General features: G+C 68.4%; 19 protein-coding genes. 12 read left to right on the plus strand and 7 right to left on the minus strand.

The genetic code is table 11. The features are described from left to right. Nucleotides 1-477: 477 nt before the first annotated feature. The 3 genes from U3653_RS19200 to U3653_RS19210 form a co-directional block, all read right to left on the minus strand. On the minus strand, nucleotides 478-2016 hold the full coding sequence (locus U3653_RS19200) for a long-chain-fatty-acid--CoA ligase (RefSeq protein WP_195081104.1): 1539 nt from the start codon (nucleotides 2014-2016) through the stop codon (nucleotides 478-480). A gap of 42 nt (nucleotides 2017-2058) precedes the next feature. Next, complete coding sequence (locus tag U3653_RS19205) at nucleotides 2059-2964, minus strand: cyclase family protein (RefSeq protein WP_195081409.1); 906 nt, start codon at nucleotides 2962-2964, stop codon at nucleotides 2059-2061. Between the two features lie 166 nt (nucleotides 2965-3130). Beyond that, nucleotides 3131-3625, minus strand: a complete 495-nt coding sequence (locus U3653_RS19210) for an anti-sigma factor antagonist (protein WP_195081103.1) — start codon at nucleotides 3623-3625, stop codon at nucleotides 3131-3133. Nucleotides 3626-3955: 330 nt separating this feature from the next. On the opposite strand from U3653_RS19210, the gene U3653_RS19215 reads away from it, so the two are divergent. The 4 genes from U3653_RS19215 (at nucleotide 3956) to U3653_RS19230 (ending at nucleotide 8774) form a co-directional block, all read left to right on the plus strand. Next, entirely contained in the window at nucleotides 3956-4441 is a 486-nt protein-coding gene (locus U3653_RS19215; RefSeq protein WP_195081102.1) for a carboxymuconolactone decarboxylase family protein, read from the plus strand. A 209-nt stretch (nucleotides 4442-4650) separates the two neighbouring features. After that, nucleotides 4651-5862 (plus strand): acetyl-CoA C-acetyltransferase, encoded by a 1212-nt coding sequence (locus tag U3653_RS19220; protein WP_195081101.1) that lies wholly within the window; start codon nucleotides 4651-4653, stop codon nucleotides 5860-5862. 29 nt (nucleotides 5863-5891) lie between these two features. Next, nucleotides 5892-8057 carry a 3-hydroxyacyl-CoA dehydrogenase NAD-binding domain-containing protein gene (locus U3653_RS19225; protein ID WP_195081100.1) on the plus strand — a complete coding sequence of 722 codons (2166 nt, stop codon included), beginning with the start codon at nucleotides 5892-5894 and terminating at the stop codon, nucleotides 8055-8057. A gap of 324 nt (nucleotides 8058-8381) precedes the next feature. Then, entirely contained in the window at nucleotides 8382-8774 is a 393-nt protein-coding gene (locus tag U3653_RS19230; RefSeq protein ID WP_195044655.1) for an Rv0313 family protein, read from the plus strand. Nucleotides 8775-8943: 169 nt separating this feature from the next. Here the strand turns inward: U3653_RS19230 and U3653_RS19235 are convergent, their stop codons facing one another. From U3653_RS19235 to U3653_RS19245, 3 genes are all read right to left on the minus strand, one after another. Further along, nucleotides 8944-9387, minus strand: a complete 444-nt coding sequence (locus U3653_RS19235) for a TIGR03618 family F420-dependent PPOX class oxidoreductase (protein ID WP_195081099.1) — start codon at nucleotides 9385-9387, stop codon at nucleotides 8944-8946. A gap of 84 nt (nucleotides 9388-9471) precedes the next feature. After that, nucleotides 9472-9933 carry a GNAT family N-acetyltransferase gene (locus U3653_RS19240; RefSeq protein WP_323124280.1) on the minus strand — a complete coding sequence of 154 codons (462 nt, stop codon included), beginning with the start codon at nucleotides 9931-9933 and terminating at the stop codon, nucleotides 9472-9474. A gap of 123 nt (nucleotides 9934-10056) precedes the next feature. Next, entirely contained in the window at nucleotides 10057-10824 is a 768-nt protein-coding gene (locus U3653_RS19245) for a helix-turn-helix transcriptional regulator (protein WP_195081097.1), read from the minus strand. A gap of 60 nt (nucleotides 10825-10884) precedes the next feature. On the opposite strand from U3653_RS19245, the gene U3653_RS19250 reads away from it, so the two are divergent. From U3653_RS19250 to U3653_RS19275, 6 genes are all read left to right on the plus strand, one after another. Beyond that, nucleotides 10885-11496, plus strand: coding sequence for a hypothetical protein (locus U3653_RS19250; protein WP_195081096.1), 612 nt, complete (start codon nucleotides 10885-10887; stop codon nucleotides 11494-11496). After that, a complete protein-coding gene (locus U3653_RS19255) occupies nucleotides 11493-12422 on the plus strand; it encodes a saccharopine dehydrogenase (RefSeq protein WP_195081095.1) in 930 nt (309 codons plus the stop codon). Before U3653_RS19250 ends, U3653_RS19255 begins: the two co-directional genes overlap by 4 nt. A 524-nt stretch (nucleotides 12423-12946) precedes the next feature. Next, nucleotides 12947-13294 carry a DUF2218 domain-containing protein gene (locus U3653_RS19260; RefSeq protein WP_195081094.1) on the plus strand — a complete coding sequence of 116 codons (348 nt, stop codon included), beginning with the start codon at nucleotides 12947-12949 and terminating at the stop codon, nucleotides 13292-13294. Between the two features lie 22 nt (nucleotides 13295-13316). Then, entirely contained in the window at nucleotides 13317-14816 is a 1500-nt protein-coding gene (locus U3653_RS19265; protein WP_195081093.1) for a UbiD family decarboxylase, read from the plus strand. Next, the gene (locus tag U3653_RS19270) at nucleotides 14813-15430 is read left to right on the plus strand and encodes a UbiX family flavin prenyltransferase (protein WP_195081092.1); all 618 of its coding nucleotides are present in this window, start codon (nucleotides 14813-14815) and stop codon (nucleotides 15428-15430) included. Before U3653_RS19265 ends, U3653_RS19270 begins: the two co-directional genes overlap by 4 nt. A gap of 16 nt (nucleotides 15431-15446) precedes the next feature. Further along, nucleotides 15447-16991 carry a subtype B tannase gene (locus U3653_RS19275; protein WP_195081091.1) on the plus strand — a complete coding sequence of 515 codons (1545 nt, stop codon included), beginning with the start codon at nucleotides 15447-15449 and terminating at the stop codon, nucleotides 16989-16991. 31 nt (nucleotides 16992-17022) lie between these two features. Here U3653_RS19275 and U3653_RS19280 read toward each other — a convergent pair whose 3' ends face one another. Then, nucleotides 17023-17694, minus strand: coding sequence for a TetR/AcrR family transcriptional regulator (locus U3653_RS19280; RefSeq protein WP_195081090.1), 672 nt, complete (start codon nucleotides 17692-17694; stop codon nucleotides 17023-17025). 475 nt (nucleotides 17695-18169) lie between these two features. Here U3653_RS19280 and U3653_RS19285 point away from each other — a divergent pair, with 475 nt between their 5' ends. Next, nucleotides 18170-19459 carry an oxygenase MpaB family protein gene (locus tag U3653_RS19285; RefSeq protein ID WP_195081089.1) on the plus strand — a complete coding sequence of 430 codons (1290 nt, stop codon included), beginning with the start codon at nucleotides 18170-18172 and terminating at the stop codon, nucleotides 19457-19459. Between the two features lie 179 nt (nucleotides 19460-19638). Next, nucleotides 19639-20307, plus strand: coding sequence for a GntR family transcriptional regulator (locus U3653_RS19290; RefSeq protein WP_323124281.1), 669 nt, complete (start codon nucleotides 19639-19641; stop codon nucleotides 20305-20307). The last annotated feature ends 12 nt before the right edge of the window (nucleotides 20308-20319 follow it).

Here is a 20319-nt window from a genome sequence, read left to right on the forward strand (position 1 = left end):
ACCACCGCGCCGCCTTCGATCCACCGATACGGCGGCCGGATCGCGGTGTCGCCGGTCGGCGAGGAAAACTCGCCGGCTTCCGGGGCGGCAACTGCCTACCGTGAGGCGATCGTCCAGACGAACTCCGACGCGGAGACGACGCGCATGGCCGTGAACGACAGCACCCGCACGCTGTGGCGTCCGACGAGACCGGATGAACCGGGGCACCTGGTCTCCGGAGGCGACAGATCCGATATCCGGCCCAGCACTCGACCGGCGGCTCCATCCCGGCGCGGATTACCCTCGGTTCGACCCGGACCGACTGCTCCTGGACTACGAGTCCACCAGGGACTCCGATGAATTCGTCCCGGGCCGACGACTTCGCCGCCCACCTGCACCGGGCTGCGGTCACGGACTCGGGAACGCCGAAAGCCGTTCGACCGGCTCGGAGGTACGCGAGGCAGTCCTCCGAGCCGGTCGAGCCGTCACGACCGATGCTCAGGCCGATTCACTCACACGGGACAACCGTTCGCGCAGTTCGCGTTTGAGGATCTTTCCGGTCACGTTCTTCGGCAGTGCGTCCACGAACTCGACGCGGCGGGGGACCTGGAACCCGGCCAGGTGCTCGCGGCAACCGGCGACGATATCCGCCGCTTCCGCGACGGCGCCGTCCCGCAGCACCACGACGGCGCAGACCACCTCGCCCCAGGTGTCGTCACGTACGCCGATCGCGGCAGCTTCGGCCACGGCGGGATTGCGATACAACGCCTGCTCCACCATGAGCGACGCGACGTTCTCGCCTCCGCTGATGATGAGGTCCTTCTTCCGGTCCACGATGTAGACGAAGCCCTCCTCGTCCTGCCGGACCAGGTCACCGGTGTGGAACCAACCGTCGGTGAACGCGTCCGCGGTCGCCTCCGGGTCATTCCAATAGCCGACGGTCACCTGATCACCGCGCACCACCATCTCACCCACCGTGCCGAGGGGGACATCGTTGCGGTCGTCGTCGACGACACGAATATCGGCCAGCCGCATGGGCTTTCCCGCCGACGCGAGCAGGCCCGTTTCCCCGGCCGCCGCGCGGCGATGGGCGGCGACATCGAGGTGCAGGACATTGCCGGACAGTTCCGTCATGCCCATGCCCTGATAGAAGTCGCATCCGAAACGCTCCAGTCCCTCCCGCAGCACGGCCGCCGGAATCGGCGCGGAGCCGTAGCCGATCGCTTGCAGCGATTCCAGCGCACGGGTGTCCAGCGCGGGATCCCGGAGCAGGAAGCTGATCATCGTCGGAGCGAGCCCGGTCTGCGTGACCTGCCATTCGCGTACCAGTCGCAGGAAGGTGGCGTTGTCGTAGGCCCGCAGGAAACCCACCGTCGCGCCGAGCAGATGGTTGAGCACCGTGACGTATCCGCCGACGTGGCACAGCGGGAAGCAGAACAAGAAGACCGTGTCTTCGGGCAGCTCCCAGTGCAACGCGGAGGAAGTGATCCCGGTGAGCAGGTTGCGATGACTGATCATCACTCCCTTGGGCATTCCGGTCGTCCCGCTCGTGTACACCAGCCAGGCGGTGTCATCCGCGTCCGGGCGCACCGCGGGAACCGAAGCCGGGGCGCCACCGGCGAATCCCTCCCATCCGAGCAGGCCTTCGGCGGCGCCGATGGAAACTATGGTGTGCACGCCGGGGATGCGATCGCGAATACGCCGCACCACGTCGGCGAATTCCGCCGCGACGATCAGCACGCTCGCGCCGGAGTGCTGGAGCAATGCCGCCACCTGATCCGGGTGTGAGCGGAAGTTCAGGATCGTGAGCACCATTCCGGCCATCGGAACGCCGTAATAGCAGTCGAAATACTCGGTGCAGTTGCCCGACAGGATCGCCACGCGGTCTCCCGGCGCGGCGACCTGCAGCAGAGCGTTCGCCAGGCGGCGGCTCCGATCGCGCAACTGCCGGTAATCGATCTGCTCGTCCTCGAAGCGAAGCGCGAGCCGATCCGGGTGCTTGCGCGCACCGTACTCGATGATGTCACCGACCAACATTCACATCACCCCTCCGGGTCCACACAACGGTCATCACTCGCCTCATCTGATCGCGAGGGGGTTGATCGGAGAGCCGACCCCGCGGGTGAACTGCAACGGTGGGCCCGCGTAGAAGAACTCGTAGCGGCCGTCGGCGGCGCACGCCTCGGCCAATGCCTCGAAGTCGAGCATTTCGGCGAGGGTCAGTCCCATGTCCCGGATCAGGACCATGTGCAATTCGAACGCTCCGCCGGGGTTCTCGCCCGGCATCACTTCGACCGCCCAGTTGTCCGAGCCGACCACCGCCACATCGCGCTCGCGCAACCAGGTGGCGCAGCTCAGGCCCAGTCCCGGCTCACCGGCCATGAACCCGGCCGCGTCGCGATCGGCGAGGAACTTCTTGCGCCATCCCGTCCTGATCAGCAGGATGTCTCCGGAGCCGACGGTGACCCCTTGGGCTTCGGCGACCGCGGTGAGCTCATCGGGACCGATCGCGGTCCCCGCCTCCAGCCAGTCCACCCCGCGCGCCCGCGCCACGTCGAGCAGGACGCCGCGACCGGCGATGCCGGCCGCCTGGGTGTGGATGCCGCATTTCTCCGCCCCCTTGACCGTGACGCCGGAGCCGGAGAAGCCGTTGTAGAGCTGATCGTCGTAGTGCACGTGGGCGAGCGAGTCGTATTGCGACCCCGCCTGCAGCGGCATGAAGACGTAATCGTCCGCCCACTTGAACCCGCCCGGCAGAACCTGTTCTTGCCCGTTCTCCGACATCAGCCGAATGGGGTTGATCCGCAGGCCGCCGGGTTGTGGACCGTCACCGTCGAGGGGAATGCCGAGATGGAAGACCTCACCGGTCCGGATCAATCCGGCCGCGGCTACCACCCGATCGGGCGTGATGAGATTCGTGGTCCCCCGCTCGTCGTCGCTCCCCCAGCGACCCCAGTTGCTCACTTCTCGCCCGAGCGTGCGCATATCGGGAACTGCAGGCACCGATGCCTCCTGACTAACTGATAATGACGTGACAGTCATGTCAACTTTCTTCGCAAAGTGTGATTGCTGACACGTCGCCTGTCAAGCCTCCATGTGCCGCACGGCCGGGGCTCCGCCTAGCGGAACCCCGGCCGTGCGGCACGCGGCGTCAGAGCGGGTGTCGCTCCGCCGCGCCGGCATGCCCGCGCCACGACGCCCGTGGCCCGATTCCGTGGAATCGCCCGCTCGGCGGCGAGTCGGCCAGCGCATCCTCGAGGCGGGAGTGAACGGGCCGAAGCGCGTGGAGGTCGAGGACGGCCACGACGCGGCCCACGACCAGCCGGTTACCGACGATCCGCAGACGGATGCCACGGCGCGAACACGCCTCGGCCTCCTCGGCCAAGACCACCAGCGAGCGGCCGGACATGAAGCGGAGGCCGGTGGTGTCGATCACCATCGGCCCCGGCGCCGCGGTGGTCGTCGTCGCCTCGCGTAGGAGTCGCCGCCACGCGGGCAGGGTGTAGGCGTCGACTTCACCATGGGCGTGGACGATGGTCGCGTCGCCGCGGTGTTCGAAGGTGGCGTCGAGTCCGAGGAGGGCGTCTTTCCACCCATCCGAGGACGTCGCGGCGCCGCCGTCGAGACCGTGCAATTCTGTGCTCATCTGGCACTCGATTCATTTCGCGCGTAGCGCGCTCGATACCGGGCCACCCTGCATCTTCAAGACAGACCCATCCCTCCTTGCTAACAGACGCATGCCCGTCTGTACAGCGGTGGCGCGATTCCCTTCCGCCGGAGGCTGTTTCAAATCCGCCACCGCGTCGGGTTCACGACACGTGCCCGCGCGGCGCGATCCGCCGGATCCGGTCGCAGCCACCCCGATCGACTCGCTGATACGTTGTGCGCCTTACCTTTTCGCATGCTTACACGGCCGGATACATCCGCGTTCGATATCGTAAGAGAAATACTCTCTCTTTATCTCAGGAGTTCCGTGATGCGTCCCCGGCTCGACTATCGCCGCAATCCGCTGTTCCGGGCGTTCCTACCCGCGATGGAGGCGGCTCACCGCATGATCGCCCAATCTTCACTGGAGGCGAAGACCCAGGAATTGGTGCGCATCCGAGTGAGCCAGATCAACGGTTGCTCGTTCTGCGTCGGATTGCACAGCCAGGACGCTCTGGCGGCAGGCGAGGATCCACAGCGGCTCCACCTACTGCCCGCGTGGCGGGAGGCGGCGGTCTACACCGACGCCGAACGCGCCGCCCTCGAACTGGCCGAAACCGCTACGCGGCTCGCCGACGGCGGGCGCGTCGATGACGAGACCTGGGAGCGCGCCCGCGCCCATTACGACGAAACGCAGCTCGCCGCGCTGATCTCACTCATCGCCGCGATGAACGCTTTCAATCGCATCAACGCCATGGTGCGCCAGCCCGCATCGCCGTGGACGCACCCCCGCCGCGAGCAGGCCTCTCGCGGCTGAGCCAGGCCCGGCACCCACCGGTTCCGCAGATCTATTGGCAGATCGCCAACTGGTGGCGGGAACCATATTGACAATCCGCCAACAGCAGTGGACATTTGTTGACGCAACGCCAACAAGGCGTGTGCAAGTCGCTGCGTGCGGCGAGGGGCGCCATCCGCTCCCCTCGCCCCGCGGTCCACCGGTACCTGCACACCATCTCGAGGGAAGTCATGCCCGAGGCCTATATCTACGACGCCATCCGGACCCCGCGCGGCCGCGGGAAGAAGACCGGCGCGCTCCACGGCGTCAAGCCGATCGACCTGGTGGTCGGCCTGATCGACGAGTTGAAGACGCGCAACCCCGACCTGGATCCCAAGACCGTCGACGACATCGTGCTCGGCGTGGTGTCCCCGGTCGGCGACCAAGGCGGCGATATCGCCAAGACCGCGGCGCTGGCCGCAGGACTGCCCGAGACGGTGGCAGGCGTACAGCTCAACCGCTTCTGCGCCTCCGGCCTCGAGGCCGTGAACACCGCCGCCCAGAAGGTCCGTTCGGGGTGGGACCAGCTCGTCATCGCGGGCGGCGTGGAATCCATGTCGCGGCTGCCGCTGGGCGCCGACGGCGGCGCGTGGCCGATGGACCCGGCGACCAACTACAGCACCTACTTCGTGCCGCAGGGCGTGTCGGCGGACCTGATCGCCACCGTCGAAGGCTTCTCCCGCGCCGACGTCGACGCCTACGCGGTCCGCTCCCAGCAGCGCGCCGCCGCCGCCTGGTCGGGCGGATACTTCGCCAAATCCGTTGTGCCGGTGAAGGACATCAACGGCGCGGTGATCCTCGACCACGACGAGCTGATGCGGCCGGACACCACGGTGGAGAGCCTGGCGAGCCTGCCGCCGTCGTTCGCCTTCATGGGCGAACAGGGCGGTTTCGACGCGGTCGCGCTGCAGCGCTACCACTGGGTGGAGAAGATCGACCACGTGCACCACGCCGGCAACTCCTCCGGCATCGTCGACGGGTCCGCGCTGGTGCTCATCGGCAGCGAAGAGGCGGGGCGCCGGGCCGGGCTCACTCCCCGCGCGCGCATCGTCGCGGGTGCAGTCAGCGGCGCGGACAGCACCATCATGCTCACCGGCCCCGTCCCCGCCACCGAGAAGGTGCTCGCCACCGCGGGATTGACGCTCGACGACATCGACTTGTTCGAGCTGAACGAGGCGTTCGCCTCCGTGGTGCTCAACTACCAGAAGAAGCTCGGCATCCCGGACGAGAAGATCAACGTCAACGGCGGCGCCATCGCCATGGGCCACCCACTCGGCGCGACCGGCGCGATGATCACCGGCACCATGGTCGACGAACTGGAGCGGCGCGGCGCCGACCGCGCGCTGATCACCCTGTGCGTCGGCGGCGGCATGGGCATCGCCACCATCATCGAGCGCGTCTGAGCATCCGGAAGTAGTAGAGGCGAAAAGCAATGAGCAACAACATGATTGCCTGGGAACTCGGTGCGGACCGGGTGCTGGTGCTGACCATCGACGATCCCACTCAGGCCACCAACACCATGACCGAGGCGTTCGCCCGGGATCTCACCGCCACCGTGGACCGGCTGGAAGCGGAGAAGGACAGCTACGACGGTGTCATCGTCACCTCCGGCAAGGACTCCTTCTTCGCCGGCGGCGACCTCAACCTGCTGATGAACGCCGGGCCGCAGGACGCGCCCACCATCGCGCTCGGCCTGGACACCTACAAGGCCGCGTTCCGCCGCCTGGAGACCCTCGGCAAGCCGGTGGTGGCCGCCATCAACGGCACCGCGCTCGGCGGCGGCTTCGAGCTCGCGCTCGCCTGCCACCGCAGGATCGCGCTGGACGTCAAGGGCTCGCAGCTCGGCCTGCCCGAAGTGACGCTCGGCGTGCTGCCGGGCGCGGGCGGCGTCACCCGTACCGTGCGGCTGCTCGGCATCACCGGCGCTGTGCTCAACGTGGTCGGCCAAGGGCAACGTATGAAGCCCGCGAAGGCGCTGCAGGTCGGCATCATTCACGAAGTCGTCGCGACCCGCGAGGAACTTTTCGACAACGCCCGCGCGTGGATCAAGGCCAACCCCGACGCTGTCCAGCCGTGGGACGTCAAGGGTTACAAGATCCCCGGCGGCACCCCGGCCAGCCCGTCGTTGGCGGCGAACCTGCCCGCGTTCCCGGCGAACGTGCGCAAGCAACTGAAGGGCGCGCCCATGCCCGCGCCGATCGCCGTGCTGACCACGGCCGTCGAGGGCGCGCAGGTCGACCTCGACACCGCGTTCAAGATCGAGACCCGGTACTGCACCAACCTCATCTGCGGCCAGATTTCCGCCAACATGATCAAGGCGTTCTTCTTCGACCTGGGCAGCATCAACAAGGGCGGCAGCCGCCCCGAGGGCTACCCGGTGCGCAAACCGGAGAAGGTGCTGGTGCTGGGCGCGGGCATGATGGGCGCGGCGATCGCCTACGTCCAGGCCCAGGCCGGAATGCGGGTGGTGCTCAAGGACGTCACCGTGGAGGCCGCCGAACGCGGCAAGGACTACTCGCGCAAGCTGCTGGACAAGGCGCTGGCCAAGGGCCGGATCACCCAGGACAAGCGCGATCAGGTACTGGACCGCATCCACCCGACCGCCGACCCGGCCGATGCCGCGGGCTGCGATTTCGTCGTCGAGGCCGTGTTCGAAGATCCGGAGCTGAAGAAGAAGGTCTTCGCCGAGATCGAGTCGGTCGTGAACGGCGACGCGCTGCTGGGCTCGAACACCTCGACCCTGCCGATCACCGATCTGGCCACCGGCGTCACCCGGCCGAAGGACTTCATCGGACTGCATTTCTTCTCCCCCGTCGACAAGATGCCGCTGGTGGAGATCATCGTCGGCGCGGAGACGAGCGACGAGGCCATCGCGCGGGCCATCGACTACACCCTCGCCATCAAGAAGACGCCGATCGTCGTCAACGACAGTCGCGGCTTCTTCACCAGCCGCGTCATCGGCCAGTTCATGGACGAGGCCGTCGCCTTGGTCGCCGAGGGCGTGCACCCGGCCACCGTCGAACAGGCCGCCACCCAGGCGGGCTACCCGGTCGGCGCGCTCGCGCTCAACGACGAGATCAATCTCGAGCTCGCGCAGAAGATCCGGCGCTCGCTGCGGGAGAACTTCCTCGCCGAGGGCAAGCGCTGGGTCGACTCCAACGCCTACCCGCTGGTCGACGCCATGGTCGAGGAGTACGACCGACCCGGCCGCTTGGCGGGCCGCGGCTTCTACGAGTACGACGAGCAGGGCAACAAGCTCGGCTTGTGGCCCGGCCTGGTGGAGAAGTACACCAAGGCCGACCACGGCATCCCGTTCCGCGACATGCAGGAGCGCATGCTGTTCTCCGAAGCCATCGACACCGTCCGCTGCTTCGACGAGGGCGTCCTGCGCACCGTCCCCGATGCCAACATCGGTTCCATCTTCGGCATCGGCTTCCCGGCCTGGACCGGCGGCGTGATCCAGTACATCAACCAGTACGAAGGCGGCACGGCCGGTTTCGTGGCACGCGCCGACGAGCTGCGTGCCCGCTACGGTGATCGGTTCGAGGTTCCGGATTCGTTGCGCGCCAAGGCCGCGGCCGGGGAAACCTACGCCTGAGCCCGGAGTGAACGCGGCGGGGGGGGGGGCGCCCCAGGGCCGCCCCCCCCCCCGGTGTTACAACAAAAGAAAAAACCCCTCCGCCTGCGCCCGGTTGGCCGGCGGGGTTCGGGCCCCCCCGCTGGCCCCCACCCGCCGCGTTTTTCACCTCAGTAGAAGACCGGACCGCGGACGCCCCCACCGTCCGCGACGGCGTCACCCGACGACGCCTCCCCACCGATGGATCTCCCGCACTCCCGGAGCGGGCGAGGCCGACGTGGCGGAGTCGGCGTTTCCCGAGGACACTGGGGAGATAGCACTCGACAAGCCCCAGGAGTACATGCGATGCCAACCAACGGGCCTTTCGGCATCGACCCGGAAGATTTCGAACGCGCACTGCGCGGGGCGGGAACCGAGCTGCGCGACCTGCTCGGGAAAGCAGGCGTATACCTGGACCGCGTAGATCACGCGAGCATCGGTTCACTGGCGTCGCTGCTCGGACAGTTCGTCCAACCGCAGCGGACGCGTCCACCGGAGCCCGAGGGCGACATCACCGGTGAGACCGGCAGCGGGGTATGGGTGATCTACCGCATCGACGACAGCGGCGAGGCCAGGGTGGACCAGGTCTTCCCGAGCGAGCTCGAGGCCTTGCGCGCGCATCGCGACAACACCGATGAGCGCCGGCGGGTGCGGTTCCTGCCGTATGGGGTTCCGGCAAGCGTGCTGGATGCGCCCTGACGACGCCGGCTCGCCGTACGAGTGGGTTGCCGCTCCCGCGGCACACGTGCTGAGCGCGCGGAGAGTCGCTGCGTGCGCCCGGCCGGATCGCTGATTCTCGCGTCATCTCGTCTCGGCATCGGTCAGGTCGCCGGGCGCTGCGGCTCGAGTTCTCGCACAGCGCGGCGAGTCAGCCGTTGCCGTAGACGCGATCCGGCGAGATCAACACCACCGCCCGGCGCTCGGCGGCCATCACCCGGTCGTACTCGTCCCAATCCTCGTGCGTGCCACCGGCCGCGGTGAACACTTCACGCAGCAGAAGACGCAACCGTTCGGCGTCGATGCCTGGAGCCGGGTCGTCGGGGCCGACGATCCACACGGGCCCCTCGGCTGCGAGCCATTCCCATCCGACGCGCACCACGATCGTCGCACGCGGCCGGGCACGCAGATTATCCAATTTGCGCGTACCGCCGCGCACCACCAGACCCACCGCATCCGCCCCGCGCTCGGGGTGTGGCAACACGCCCGCGTTGACCAGAGACGACTGGATCGTGTTATCGGCTCGAAGCGTGGAGACGACGCAGAGTCCATGGTCGCCGGCGATCAGCCGGGCGAAGTCCGCGAGATCGGTCATGCCGAGAGTCTAAGTACGCGAGTCGGCGAAGACCGCCCGGAACAGCGAATCACCTGGTCGGCCGCCGATGCCGGTGGATCGACGTCATTCGCAACGCAGCTGCTTGTCCAAGTGCATCGAGGACACCCGGTAGCCATTGCGGCGGTACAAGGCGATCGCCGCCGCGTTGTCGCCCACCACGTTCAAGCCGAGCCTGGTTCGCCCCTCACCGGCTATCAGTTCCTCCGCGGCGGCGAGGATCGCCGATCCGTAGCCGCGGCGGCGGAACGGCTCGTAGACGTTGATGTCGTACAGCCACGCCGACTCGGCCGTGCCGGTGGTATCCCGGGGGTCCGGGCCGATCCACGCGTTGCCGACGACCTCACCGGCCGCGTTCACGGCGACGACCAGATGATGACCTTCGGTGTCGCGCCCGGCCGGAAGGAATTGGGCCGTGCCGTTCCGCGCCCGCCTCCAAGCCTCTTCCTCTGACATGAATTTGCCGAGTTCGCGTGCCCCCGCCGCCTCGCGGTCCCGCCTAGCCTGCGTGTACTCCGCTTCCGTCATCCTCCGCAGAGTCACCTTCGACGATTCCATGCCGACCATCATCGGCCCGCTACCCGCGCACACAAACGTTTTCAGCTCCGCGGTGCCCGTTCGGGGCGAAACCCTCCGTGGGCCTGCCTGTCGTTATCCACGACTATCGGTGATGTCGAACCGCACGCCGGTGTGGAGCAGGTCGGTCACGGAGAGACCGAACGTGTGCCGGAAGGTGTCACTGAAGTGCGATGGTGAGGCGAAGCCCGCCTCGGCGGCGCTGCGGGTCACGTCGTGGCCCGATGCCAGACCGTGGACGGCCCGGCGCAGGCGGGCCCACTGCTGATAACGGCGGAATGTGGTGCCGGTACTGCGCTCGAACAAGCGCAGGAAATGCGAGGTGGACAAGCCGAGCCCGGCGGCGACCTCGTGCGCCCGGTATGCGCGCTCGGGCGCGGCCCGGATGGCGCCGGTCAGGCGGGTGATGCGCGGATCGGCGATGACGTCGGCGTGCAGCGCGGTACGGCGGGCGATCAGTTCGGGCGCGCCACCGTCGCGGCATGCCGCGGCGATCTCGGCTTCCCACCGATGTCCGACGCCGAAATGACCGACGGACCCGCGCATGGCGCCGGACACCGCGCGGCACGCGGGATCGGCGAACAGCAGCAAGACCCTTCCTTCGGGAGCCAGCACCCGGTGCGGAAGACGCGCAGGCGCGTAGACGCTGCGCACGCGCAGACGGCCGAGGCCGGGAGCTTCGAAGGTCAACGGCGCGTCGACCCCGATATTGAGCACGTCGACCGCGGCGGAATGGTGTTCGACTCGGATGTTGGGGCCGAGGTAGCCGGCGTGGTCCGGCCTGATCCACACCAGCGGCGGCGGTTGACCACCGCACGTTTTCGGAAGTCCGGCGGCGAGCACATCTGCGAGGCTAGCGGCACGGCGCGCAGGCGTCGAACCGCATCGGAAAGAGTGATGATCATGCTCCCTGTTCGCGCCCGTGAGGAAATTCGCGCACGCGCCGACCGCGTCTCCGAGACGGCTGGGGCGCTCCGGGTGTCCGCGGCGACGACGCTGCGCGCGCATGCGCAGTCCGGCTTCCCTGCCCGTGAGCTTCGCCTGTACCGCCCGTGGTACCCGGCATCCGGCTCCGCACTGCCCGAACGGATCTTGCTGAGCGTCAACGAATTCCGCCCGCACCGGTTCCGCGACGTGGTCCCGGTCGCCGTGATCTCGGCCCGATTGGAGCAGCAGGTGCTTCGGACCGACGGTGCGCTCGGCATCGTCACCGCCTATCAGCCGTGGGGCCGGATCACGTACTCGCTGTCCCTGTGGAGCGGCGAAGCGGCGCTCGAGGAGTTCACCGGCAGTCCGGAGCATGTAGCCGTGATGAACACCTACCGCTCACGCGGATACCTGCGCCACATCCACTGGTGGGGGCGGCACCACTCGATCGGCGCGTCGATGGCCGAGGCGCGCCGCCGCCACGACGCGGGGCAGGGACGACGCGCCGGTGCGCCCCGCGACGGGTGGGCCCGCTGGGACCGGCGGCGCTTGTCCGCCGCGTCCGCGCCGGATGATTCGCTGCGATGAAGGTCCTGGTGCTCGGCGGCTACGGTGCGGTCGGGCGGCATGTGGTCGCCGAACTTCGCCGCGGCGGGGCCACCGTGATCGCGGCTGGACGCGATCGCGTCCGCGCGGACGCGGTCGTCGACCTCGGCGACCCGATGCTCACGGGCTATCGCGCGGCGCTGTCCGGAGTCGATGTGGTCGTCAACGCCTCCGGCTCCGAGAATCCGGAATTGGCCGCCGTCGCCGGCGCGGACGGCTGCGCGTTCGTCGACATCACCGCGACGCCGGGCTACGTCGATGCGCTCCGTCGGCGGCCCGCGGCGGCGCCCATCCTGGTCGACGTGGGGCTCGCACCCGGCCTGACCAACCTGCTGGCCATCGCGGTTCATCAGGAGGCGCCAGGGCCGATCGACCTGGCCGTGCTGCTCGGCGCGGGTGAGCGCCACGGCGCTGCCGCCACGGAATGGTCCTACCGCCTGCTGGGCGCGCACTTCCACGAGGACGGCGAGCGCATCCGCAACTACAGCCGACCCGCACGATTCCTGCTACCGGGACACCGCGGGCGGCGGCTGTTGTTCCGGCTGGACTTCTCCGATCAGCACACTCTGCGCCGGGAACTGAATATCCCGGTCCGCACCTACTTCGGACTGGATTCCCGGCCCGCCACTATTGCACTGGCCGTCTTGACCTGGCTGCCGGGAGCAGCGAAAGCCCCACGCGGACTGCATATTCCGGGGACGGACCAGTGGATCGTGCTCGCTCGCGGTCACAACGGCACCACGCGCTGGGCGCGCGGGCGCAACCAGTCCCGCGCCACCGCCCTCGTCGCCGTCGCGGCGACCGAGCGAGCGCGGGGCGCCGCACCGGGCGTACACGCGCTGCACGATGTCCTCGGTCTCTCCGGCCTCTCGACAGACGAAATCGAGATCGGCCACACGACGGTATGACGCGGACCGAATACGAGACCAGCGGCGGAAAGCACCGACGACGAGCAGCACTCTGCCGCCGCGGTGCTTCCCGGCGACCACGCCATGCGACCGACTCCACGGGGAACACGACGGCTGATCGGGCAGCTCCGCACTCCGGCCGTCGCCGCAACCGACACCCGCCTTGTCCATGCCGCGAAGTGGGGACTTACAGCGCCTCGTAGACTGCCGCGACGAGGTCGTGGGCACGGGTGTCACCGTCGAGCCCGTCGCGGCGCAGGGCGGCGTGTCCTGCCGCCGCCCGGCCGTTTCGGCGCGTCCCGGTAACGACGGAGAACTGCGCCGGTCCCGCCGTTGACGGCAAGTGTGAACCGCATCTGGCCGGGTAGTGCCCTCGATATCGCCGCCGCACCGGTTGCTGGGCCGACGCTGGACCGGTCTCGTCTCCTAGGCAGCGAGCACTTGCGAAGACAGAGCAACCCGAAGGTTGGTGCCGTCATGGCGTCGCAGGAACTGGGAGCGCGTCTCCGATCGAGGGTCGCGGCGTGACCGCGCGCGGCTCGTCGCACTCGGTCGTCCACACCGACCGACCGGAGCGGTACGGCAAGCAATTGGTGTCGCACCTGGGGCGGCGCAACGGCGGCGAGTGGTCGTCGGAATCCTCGGCGGGCTGGATCGACCTGGACATCGGCCGAGCGACGGTCACCGCCCGTCCGGGCGAATTGCATCTGCGGATCGATGCGGCTGCCGAGGATCTGCCGCGGCTCGAGGACGTGCTCGCCAGGCACCTCGTCCGTTTCGGCGAGCGCGACCAGCTCGACGTGACCTGGCGGCGCGATCCCGCCACAACGGCCCCGGACGATCCGGCCGGTGATCGCCCGTCGGACAGCTGACGCCCACCGCGAGGAGACCCCCATGACCGGCCACAACGGCGACGAAGAACCGATCACCGACCTCCGATCCGCGCTCCGCAGGTTGGCGCGGCATCCTGGTCAGCTCCTCGAGACCGACCACCCGGTCGACCCGATCGGTGAGCTCGCCGGGGTCTATCGGCGGATCGGGGCGGGCGGCACGGTGCAGCGGCCGACCCGGCTCGGACCGGCGATGATCTTCGACAACGTCACCGGTTACCCCGACGCCCGCGTCTTGGTCGGCTTGATGGCCAGCCGCAAACGCGTGGGCATCCTGCTCGAATCCCCACCCGACCGGCTGACCCAGCGCATGTCCGAGGCCTATGACAAGGCCGTGGGACCGGTCGAGTTCCATGGCGGCGACGCGCCATGCCAGCAGGTGGTCCATCGCGCCGACGATCCCGGCTTCGATCTGCGCAAGGTGCTGCCCGCCCCGACCAACACCGATCAGGACGCGGGGCCGTACTTCTGTCTCGGCCTGGTACTCGGCAGCGATCCCGAGCTCGGCACCGACGTCACGATCCACCGGTTGTGCGTGCAGAGCCGCGACGAGATGACGATCTTCTTCGCTCCGGGACGCCACATCGACGCCTTCCGGCAACGAGCCGAGCAGGCGGGCCGCCGGTTCGAGATCACGGTCAACATGGGCCTCGACCCCGCCATTCACATAGGCGCCGAATTCGAGGCCCCGACGACACCGCTGGGCTACGACGAACTCGCCGTCGCCGGTGGCCTGCGCGGAAAGCCGGTGGAACTGGTTCGCGGGGTCACGGTGGCCGAAAAGGCCATCGCCGCCGCGGAGGTGGTGATCGAGGGCTATATCGTTCCCGGCGAGCGCCAGGCCGAGGACCAGAACACGCACACCGGGCACGCGATGCCGGAATTCCCCGGCTACGACGGCCCGGCCAACCCGGCGCTGCCGGTGATCAAGGTGACGGCGGTGACCACCCGCGAGCGGCCGATCCTGCAGACGCTCGTCGGGCCCGGCGAGGAACACGTGAGCTTGGCCGGTATCCCCACCGAGGCAAGCATCTTCCACGCCTTGCACGACGCGATGCCCGGCTTCGTCACGGAGGTCTACGCCCACAGCGCGGGCGGGGGGAAGTTCCTGGCGATCCTGAAATGCGCCAAGCAAAGCGCCTTCGACGACGGGCGAGCCCGCCAGGCCGCATTGCTGGCCTTCGGGGTGTACTCCGAGCTGAAGAACGTCGTCCTCGTCGACACGGACGTGGACATCTTCGACACCGACGACGTGCTGTGGGCGATGCAGACCCGCATGCAGGGCAATCGGGACATCATCACCGTGCCCGCGGTGGCCGGACACGTGCTCGATCCCAGTCAGCAGCCCGCCTACGACCCCAGCTTGCCGGCCAAGGGCACCACGTCGAAAACCATCTTCGACGCCACCGCGCCCTATCACCTGCGCGCGGAATTCACCCGCGCCCGCTTCCGCGACGTCGACCCCCGCCCGTACGCACCCGACCTGGATCTGGAGTACCCATGACGCCGACGCCCACCGACCGGATCGTCGTCGGAGTGACCGGCGCGACCGGGATCGTCTACGCCGTACGCGCGCTCGACGTACTGCGCACGGTGGGGATCGAGACCCACCTCGTCGTCACCAAGGCCGCCGACCTCACGCGCGCGTACGAGACCGACCTCAGCCGCCGCGACCTCACCGACCGCGCCGATCACGTGTGGGCGCTCTCGGACGTCGGCGCCCCGCTGTCGTCGGGATCGTTCCACACCCGCGGCATGCTGATCGCCCCGGCCTCCATGCGCAGCGTCGGCGAAATCGCCTCCGGCGTCACCTCTTCGCTGCTCACCAGGGCCGCCGACGTCACGCTCAAGGAGCGCCGCCCCCTCGTGCTGCTGGCCAGGGAAGCACCGCTCACCCTGATCCACCTGCGCAATATGGTGACGATCACCGAAGCGGGCGGCACGATCATGCCGCCGGTCCCCGCGTACTACTTCCGCCCACGGGGCCTCGAAGACGTCATCGACCACACCGTCGGCCGCGCCTTGGACCAGTTCGGCATCCACACGGACATCTTTCCCCGCTGGGACGACGAGCTGCGGCGCTCGGTGACACGCCCTGGTGAAGACCCGGTTCTCTGATTCGAAAGGAACATTCATGCGACGCAGGACCATGCTCGCCGCGCTGGCCGCAGCGACCGCGACCCCGCTGGTCGCCTCCGCCTGTGACTCGCAGGAGGACAAGGGGTCCGAATCCGGCACCTCGGACACGCTGCGCTTCGATCCCGAGAAGTTCACCACGGAGACCGCGACGGTCACCACTGCCGACGGCGAGCGGAAGATCACCTACCGCCAGTACAAGGGCATCGTCTATGTGGCGAAACCGGTGGACGAGCAATACCAGAGCCTGAACGTCAAGGTTCCGGTCGAGATCGATGGCGCCGCGGTGGACGCGAGTAAGGCGCCGATCCTGCTCAGCAACAACATCGCCGGATACCTGTCGGGCTCGGTGACCGGTACCGGCGGCATGCCCGGCGGCCTTCCGCCCGGGGCGACCCCGCCCAGCGGCACGGCGCCCGGCGGACCGGGCGGGTTCGACGACGGCGGGAACCGCACCAGCAATCCCGACCTCGCGCTGGCAGCTGGTTACGTTGTCGTCGAGGCGGGAGCCCGCGGCCGCGACCTGGTCGCCGCCGACGGCGTCTACTACGGGGTCGCGCCCGCGGCCATCGTGGATCTGAAAGCGGCGGTGCGGTACCTGCGCCACAACAGCGGGCGGGTGCCGGGCAACACCGACTGGATCGTCTCCACCGGTGTCAGCGCGGGCGGAGCGATGTCGGCGCTGCTGGGCGCGTCCGGAGACAGCGACCGCTACGACTCCTACCTCACCGATATCGGTGCGGCCGACGCCTCAGATGCCATCTTCGCCAGCGCCGACTACTGCCCCATCGCCGACCTCGAACACGCCGACATGGCTTACGAATGGAATTGGGGCGGCAATCCGCTGCAGTCCGGTGAACAGGTCGATCGAACGGTGTCGCGCGAACTGGCCGGAGCGTTCCCGGCCTACCAGGCATCGCTGAACCTGCGGGGACGCGACGGGTCGGCGCTCACCGCCGACAACTACGGCGAGCACCTGCTGCGCACCTACCTGCAACCTTCGGCCACCGAGTACCTGAAAGCCCTGCCGGACAGCGACCGCGACTCCTACCTGGCCGCCAACCCGTGGCTGCGCTTCGACAACGGCACCGCGACCTTCACCTGGGCCGACTACCTCGCGCATGTCGGCGCGCGCAAGAAGAACGTGCCCGCCTTCGACGCGTTCGACCTGTCTTCCGGGGAGAACAACGAATTCGGCAACGGCACCACCAAGGCACGCCACTTCACCCTCTACAGCCTGCGCCACGCCACCGGCGAGGCGAACGCGCAACTCGACAGCGACCTGCCGGGCAAGCTCGAGTTGATGAACCCGATGTACTTCCTCGACAACCAGACCCCGGGCCGGGCCGAGCACTGGTGGATCCGCGTCGGAACCAAGGATTCCGACACCTCCCTGACCGTCGTCGGCAATCTCGCCGCGAAGCTGGAGAACCTCGGCGCGAATGTCGACGCCGCCATGTATTGGGATGCCGGGCACGGCAGCAACGAAGACGCCGCGGATTTCATCACCTGGATCCGCGGCATCACCGGATACGGCCGTTGAACTCGGCCGGGTGACCCAGCCGGCCCGGAACCTACGGCGGAGTTCCTTTCGGGGCGGGAATGGTGAGCAGACCGAGGAACGCTCGCGCTTCCTCCGCGGTGGGCGCGGGCAGGCTGCCGCGACCGTGAATGAAGCCGATGCCCAGATACACCATCGCACCGGCGCGCAAACGCGCTTCGTCGGGAGCGAAGCCCAACTCCAGCATCGCCTTTCGCACCGTCTCGAAGACCTGCCGATCCAGGGCGCGCACCGTCGCGGCCACCTTCTCGTCGCTTCGCGCCCACTCGCGCACGGTGGCCTCGGTGGCCCAGGTGCCCTGGTCGATGAGATTGGCGGCCATATTGGCGATGCGCTGCTCGACCGGAACGGAGTCGATCGCCCCGAGTGCCCGGATGATCTCGGTTTGCCGCGCGCACCACCGATCGGCCATCGCCTCCATGAGTTGTTCGATGTCGTCGAAATGCCAGTAGAAGCTGCCTTTGGTGACGCCGAGTTCGTGGCACAGCCGCGGAATCCTGATGGCGGAGACGCCTTCACGAGCGAGCAGTGCCAGCGCACCGTCGACCCACGCCTCGTAGGAGAGCCGGGGCGCGCGGCCGCGGTGCTGTGCCGCCGCCTTGCGGGAACGCCGCGGCGACGACTCGGTGACGTCCACGCCGGAGGGCCCGCAGGCATCGGCGGCCTGCGGCCCGTCCGCCGTCATCGGCGCTGCCCCGCATCGGTGGAAATCACCTCTCGATCGTAGGTGACCACCCCGCGAGGTTCAGGCGCGGCGACCGTCCGCCGTCCCGGGCTGGCGGCTGCGCCGTCTCCCGCGACGTATCTCCATTCGAAGAGGTACCGATAACTATACCCAATGGTATGGTCACCGGCGTGGGTGCGCGCCGAAGCCGCCCCGAGAAGGGTTCGAAGATGAGACAGCGGATCTGCCGCGAGTTCCGCATGGTGTCGGCGCGGGCTTCGCCGGTTCGACCCTGGCCTGCGGCCATGCCGTCGGACCGATCCGCGGGAAATGCAGGCCGTCGGCGCCGCTCCGCATGCGTAGCTGATCGAACCGCCCCGTCTCACGCACTCCTCGGTCGACCAGTCCGAGGGCGTCGGGCAGATCATCACCGATTGCTCGACGCGAACTGGTGGGCTGAGCGGCCCCGCGACCGCATCGAAGAGTAGGAGCACCCATGTCAGTGGAAATTCCGCCTGCGGGCGCGGAGGCCGGCGACCAGCCACCGGTGAAGTGCCCCACCGCGTTCAGGTACTGGGAAGCGCGCCGCACGCCGAGGGTGCGACGGTTCGAGCGTCTCTTCACGAAAGTCACCGGGACACAGTTGTTTCCGACCGACGCGCAGGCCGTCGCTTTGTGCGAGGACCTGTTCACCGGTGATCCGGTCGCGGAACGGTTCGTCGCGGAGGTGATGCACGGTGAGATCGGCCCGCAGGCCGGGCGCCGGATGTTGGAAACCGCGCTCGCCGCTGGCATCGACGCCGTGCCGGACGCCCCGGAGTCGATGCGCGCCCTGTTCGAGGAATTCGAGACGGTGCCCGAATGGGTCGTGCCCGAGCTGGTCGAGCAAGGCGCGGCGATCTGGCGGCGGTGGGGAACGATGCTGTTCAGCTTCGCCGGCGCGGAAACACTCGAGATGTACACCGAGGCGGCGGTGGCGACACCGTTGTCGCTGGCCGGTGGGTACGCCGGGGACAGCGCGCTGCGTCGTTTCCTGGAGACCACCCGCTTCTGGATGGACGTCTCCGCGCCCGGTGCGCTGCTGACGCCGGGATCGGCCGGGCGGGCCACGGCGTTGAAGGTCCGCGTCATGCACGTCTCGGTCCGCGCGAAGGTCGCCGGGCATCCGGAATGGGACATGGACCGGTGGGGCCTGCCGATCAGCCAGACCTACCAGATGCTGACCCTGCTCGCCGGCAGCGTCACACCCGGGCTGGGCCTGTGGGCGCTCGGGTACCAGACGACCGCGTCGGAAATCCGGGCGCTGTTGCATTTCCAGAAGTACATGGGATACCTGCTCGGCGTGCGGCTGCGCTGGTATCCGGAAACCGTCCTCGACTCGTTGCGTGTGCTGGCCATGACCATCGCCTCGCGGTCCTACGACGCCGGTCACCACGGCGCGGAACTGATCGAGTCCTATCCGATGGCGTTCGCGCCGCGCGACGGCCATCGCGGTCTCACGAGGCTGCGCGAAGCGTACAACTTCCGCATCAACTCCGTGTACTCCGCGATGTACATGGCGCCCTTCACCCGGCGCCGCTACAACTTGCCCCCGGCCTTTCCCTGGATAGTCATTCCCCTCCTGCGCTTTCCGCTGATCACGGCGATGGAGATCCTGCGTAGAACGCTCCCGCCCTTCGCGCGGGCGCACGAGAAGCTCATGCTCTGGCATCGCGAGAATTGGTACCGCGCTCAGATGCACGGGCGGAAAGCGGCTTTCGACGCCAGCGGGGCGCTGCGCCGATGACATCCGCGTCGCGGCGGCCCTCTCACAGAACCGGTACTTCGATGCGCACCGGCTACGCCTTGCACGAGCTGGTCGCCCTGGCCTGAACCGGGCACAACCAGCTCGGTCCAACACCTTGCCAGATTGTTGCCATAATTATCGACAAAACGGTTGTCACATCGATCGGCAGGACGGTGTCAGTGTCGGAGACTCAGGGGCTCGAACGGGGAACCCAGGGAAAAGCCATCGCGATGGACCAGCTGCGCAGGGCCATCCGGCAGGGTGAGGTGGCGCCGGGGCAGCGGCTGGTGGAAGCGGAGCTGGTCGAGCAGTTCGGCGTCACCCGCGGCAGTGTGCGCGCCGCCATCGATGAACTGGTCGCCGAAGGGCTGGTCGAGCGGATCCACAATCGGGGCGCCCGGGTGCGCAAGGTGTCGCGTGGGGCGGCGATCGAGATACTGGAGTGTCGCAAGGTGCTCGAGGGGTTGATCGCGGCAAAGGCCGCCCAGCACGCCACCGCCGCCGACCGGGATCGGCTGCGCGAGTACGGCGAGCAGCTCACCGCGGCGGTGCGCGACGGCGAGCCGATGAAGTATTCGAGCCTCAATCACGAGCTGCACGCCGCCCTGCGCGACATCGCCGGGCAAGCGACCGCGGCCGATCTGATCGATCGGCTCAACGCACAGATCGTGCGCCATCAATTCCAGCTCTCGCTGCGGCCCGGTCGCCCACAGGTCTCGCTCCGAGAACACCTGGCCGTGGTGGAGGCGGTGGTCCGAGGTGATTCGGCCGGCGCGGAACAGGCGATGCGGAACCATCTGGACAGCGTCATCGCCGCTCTGGACGAGTGGGCTGAGCAGGCGCCGTAGCAGCCGCACCTA

It is taken from the genome of Nocardia implantans (assembly GCF_035544775.1).
GTDB lineage: Bacteria > Actinomycetota > Actinomycetes > Mycobacteriales > Mycobacteriaceae > Nocardia > Nocardia implantans.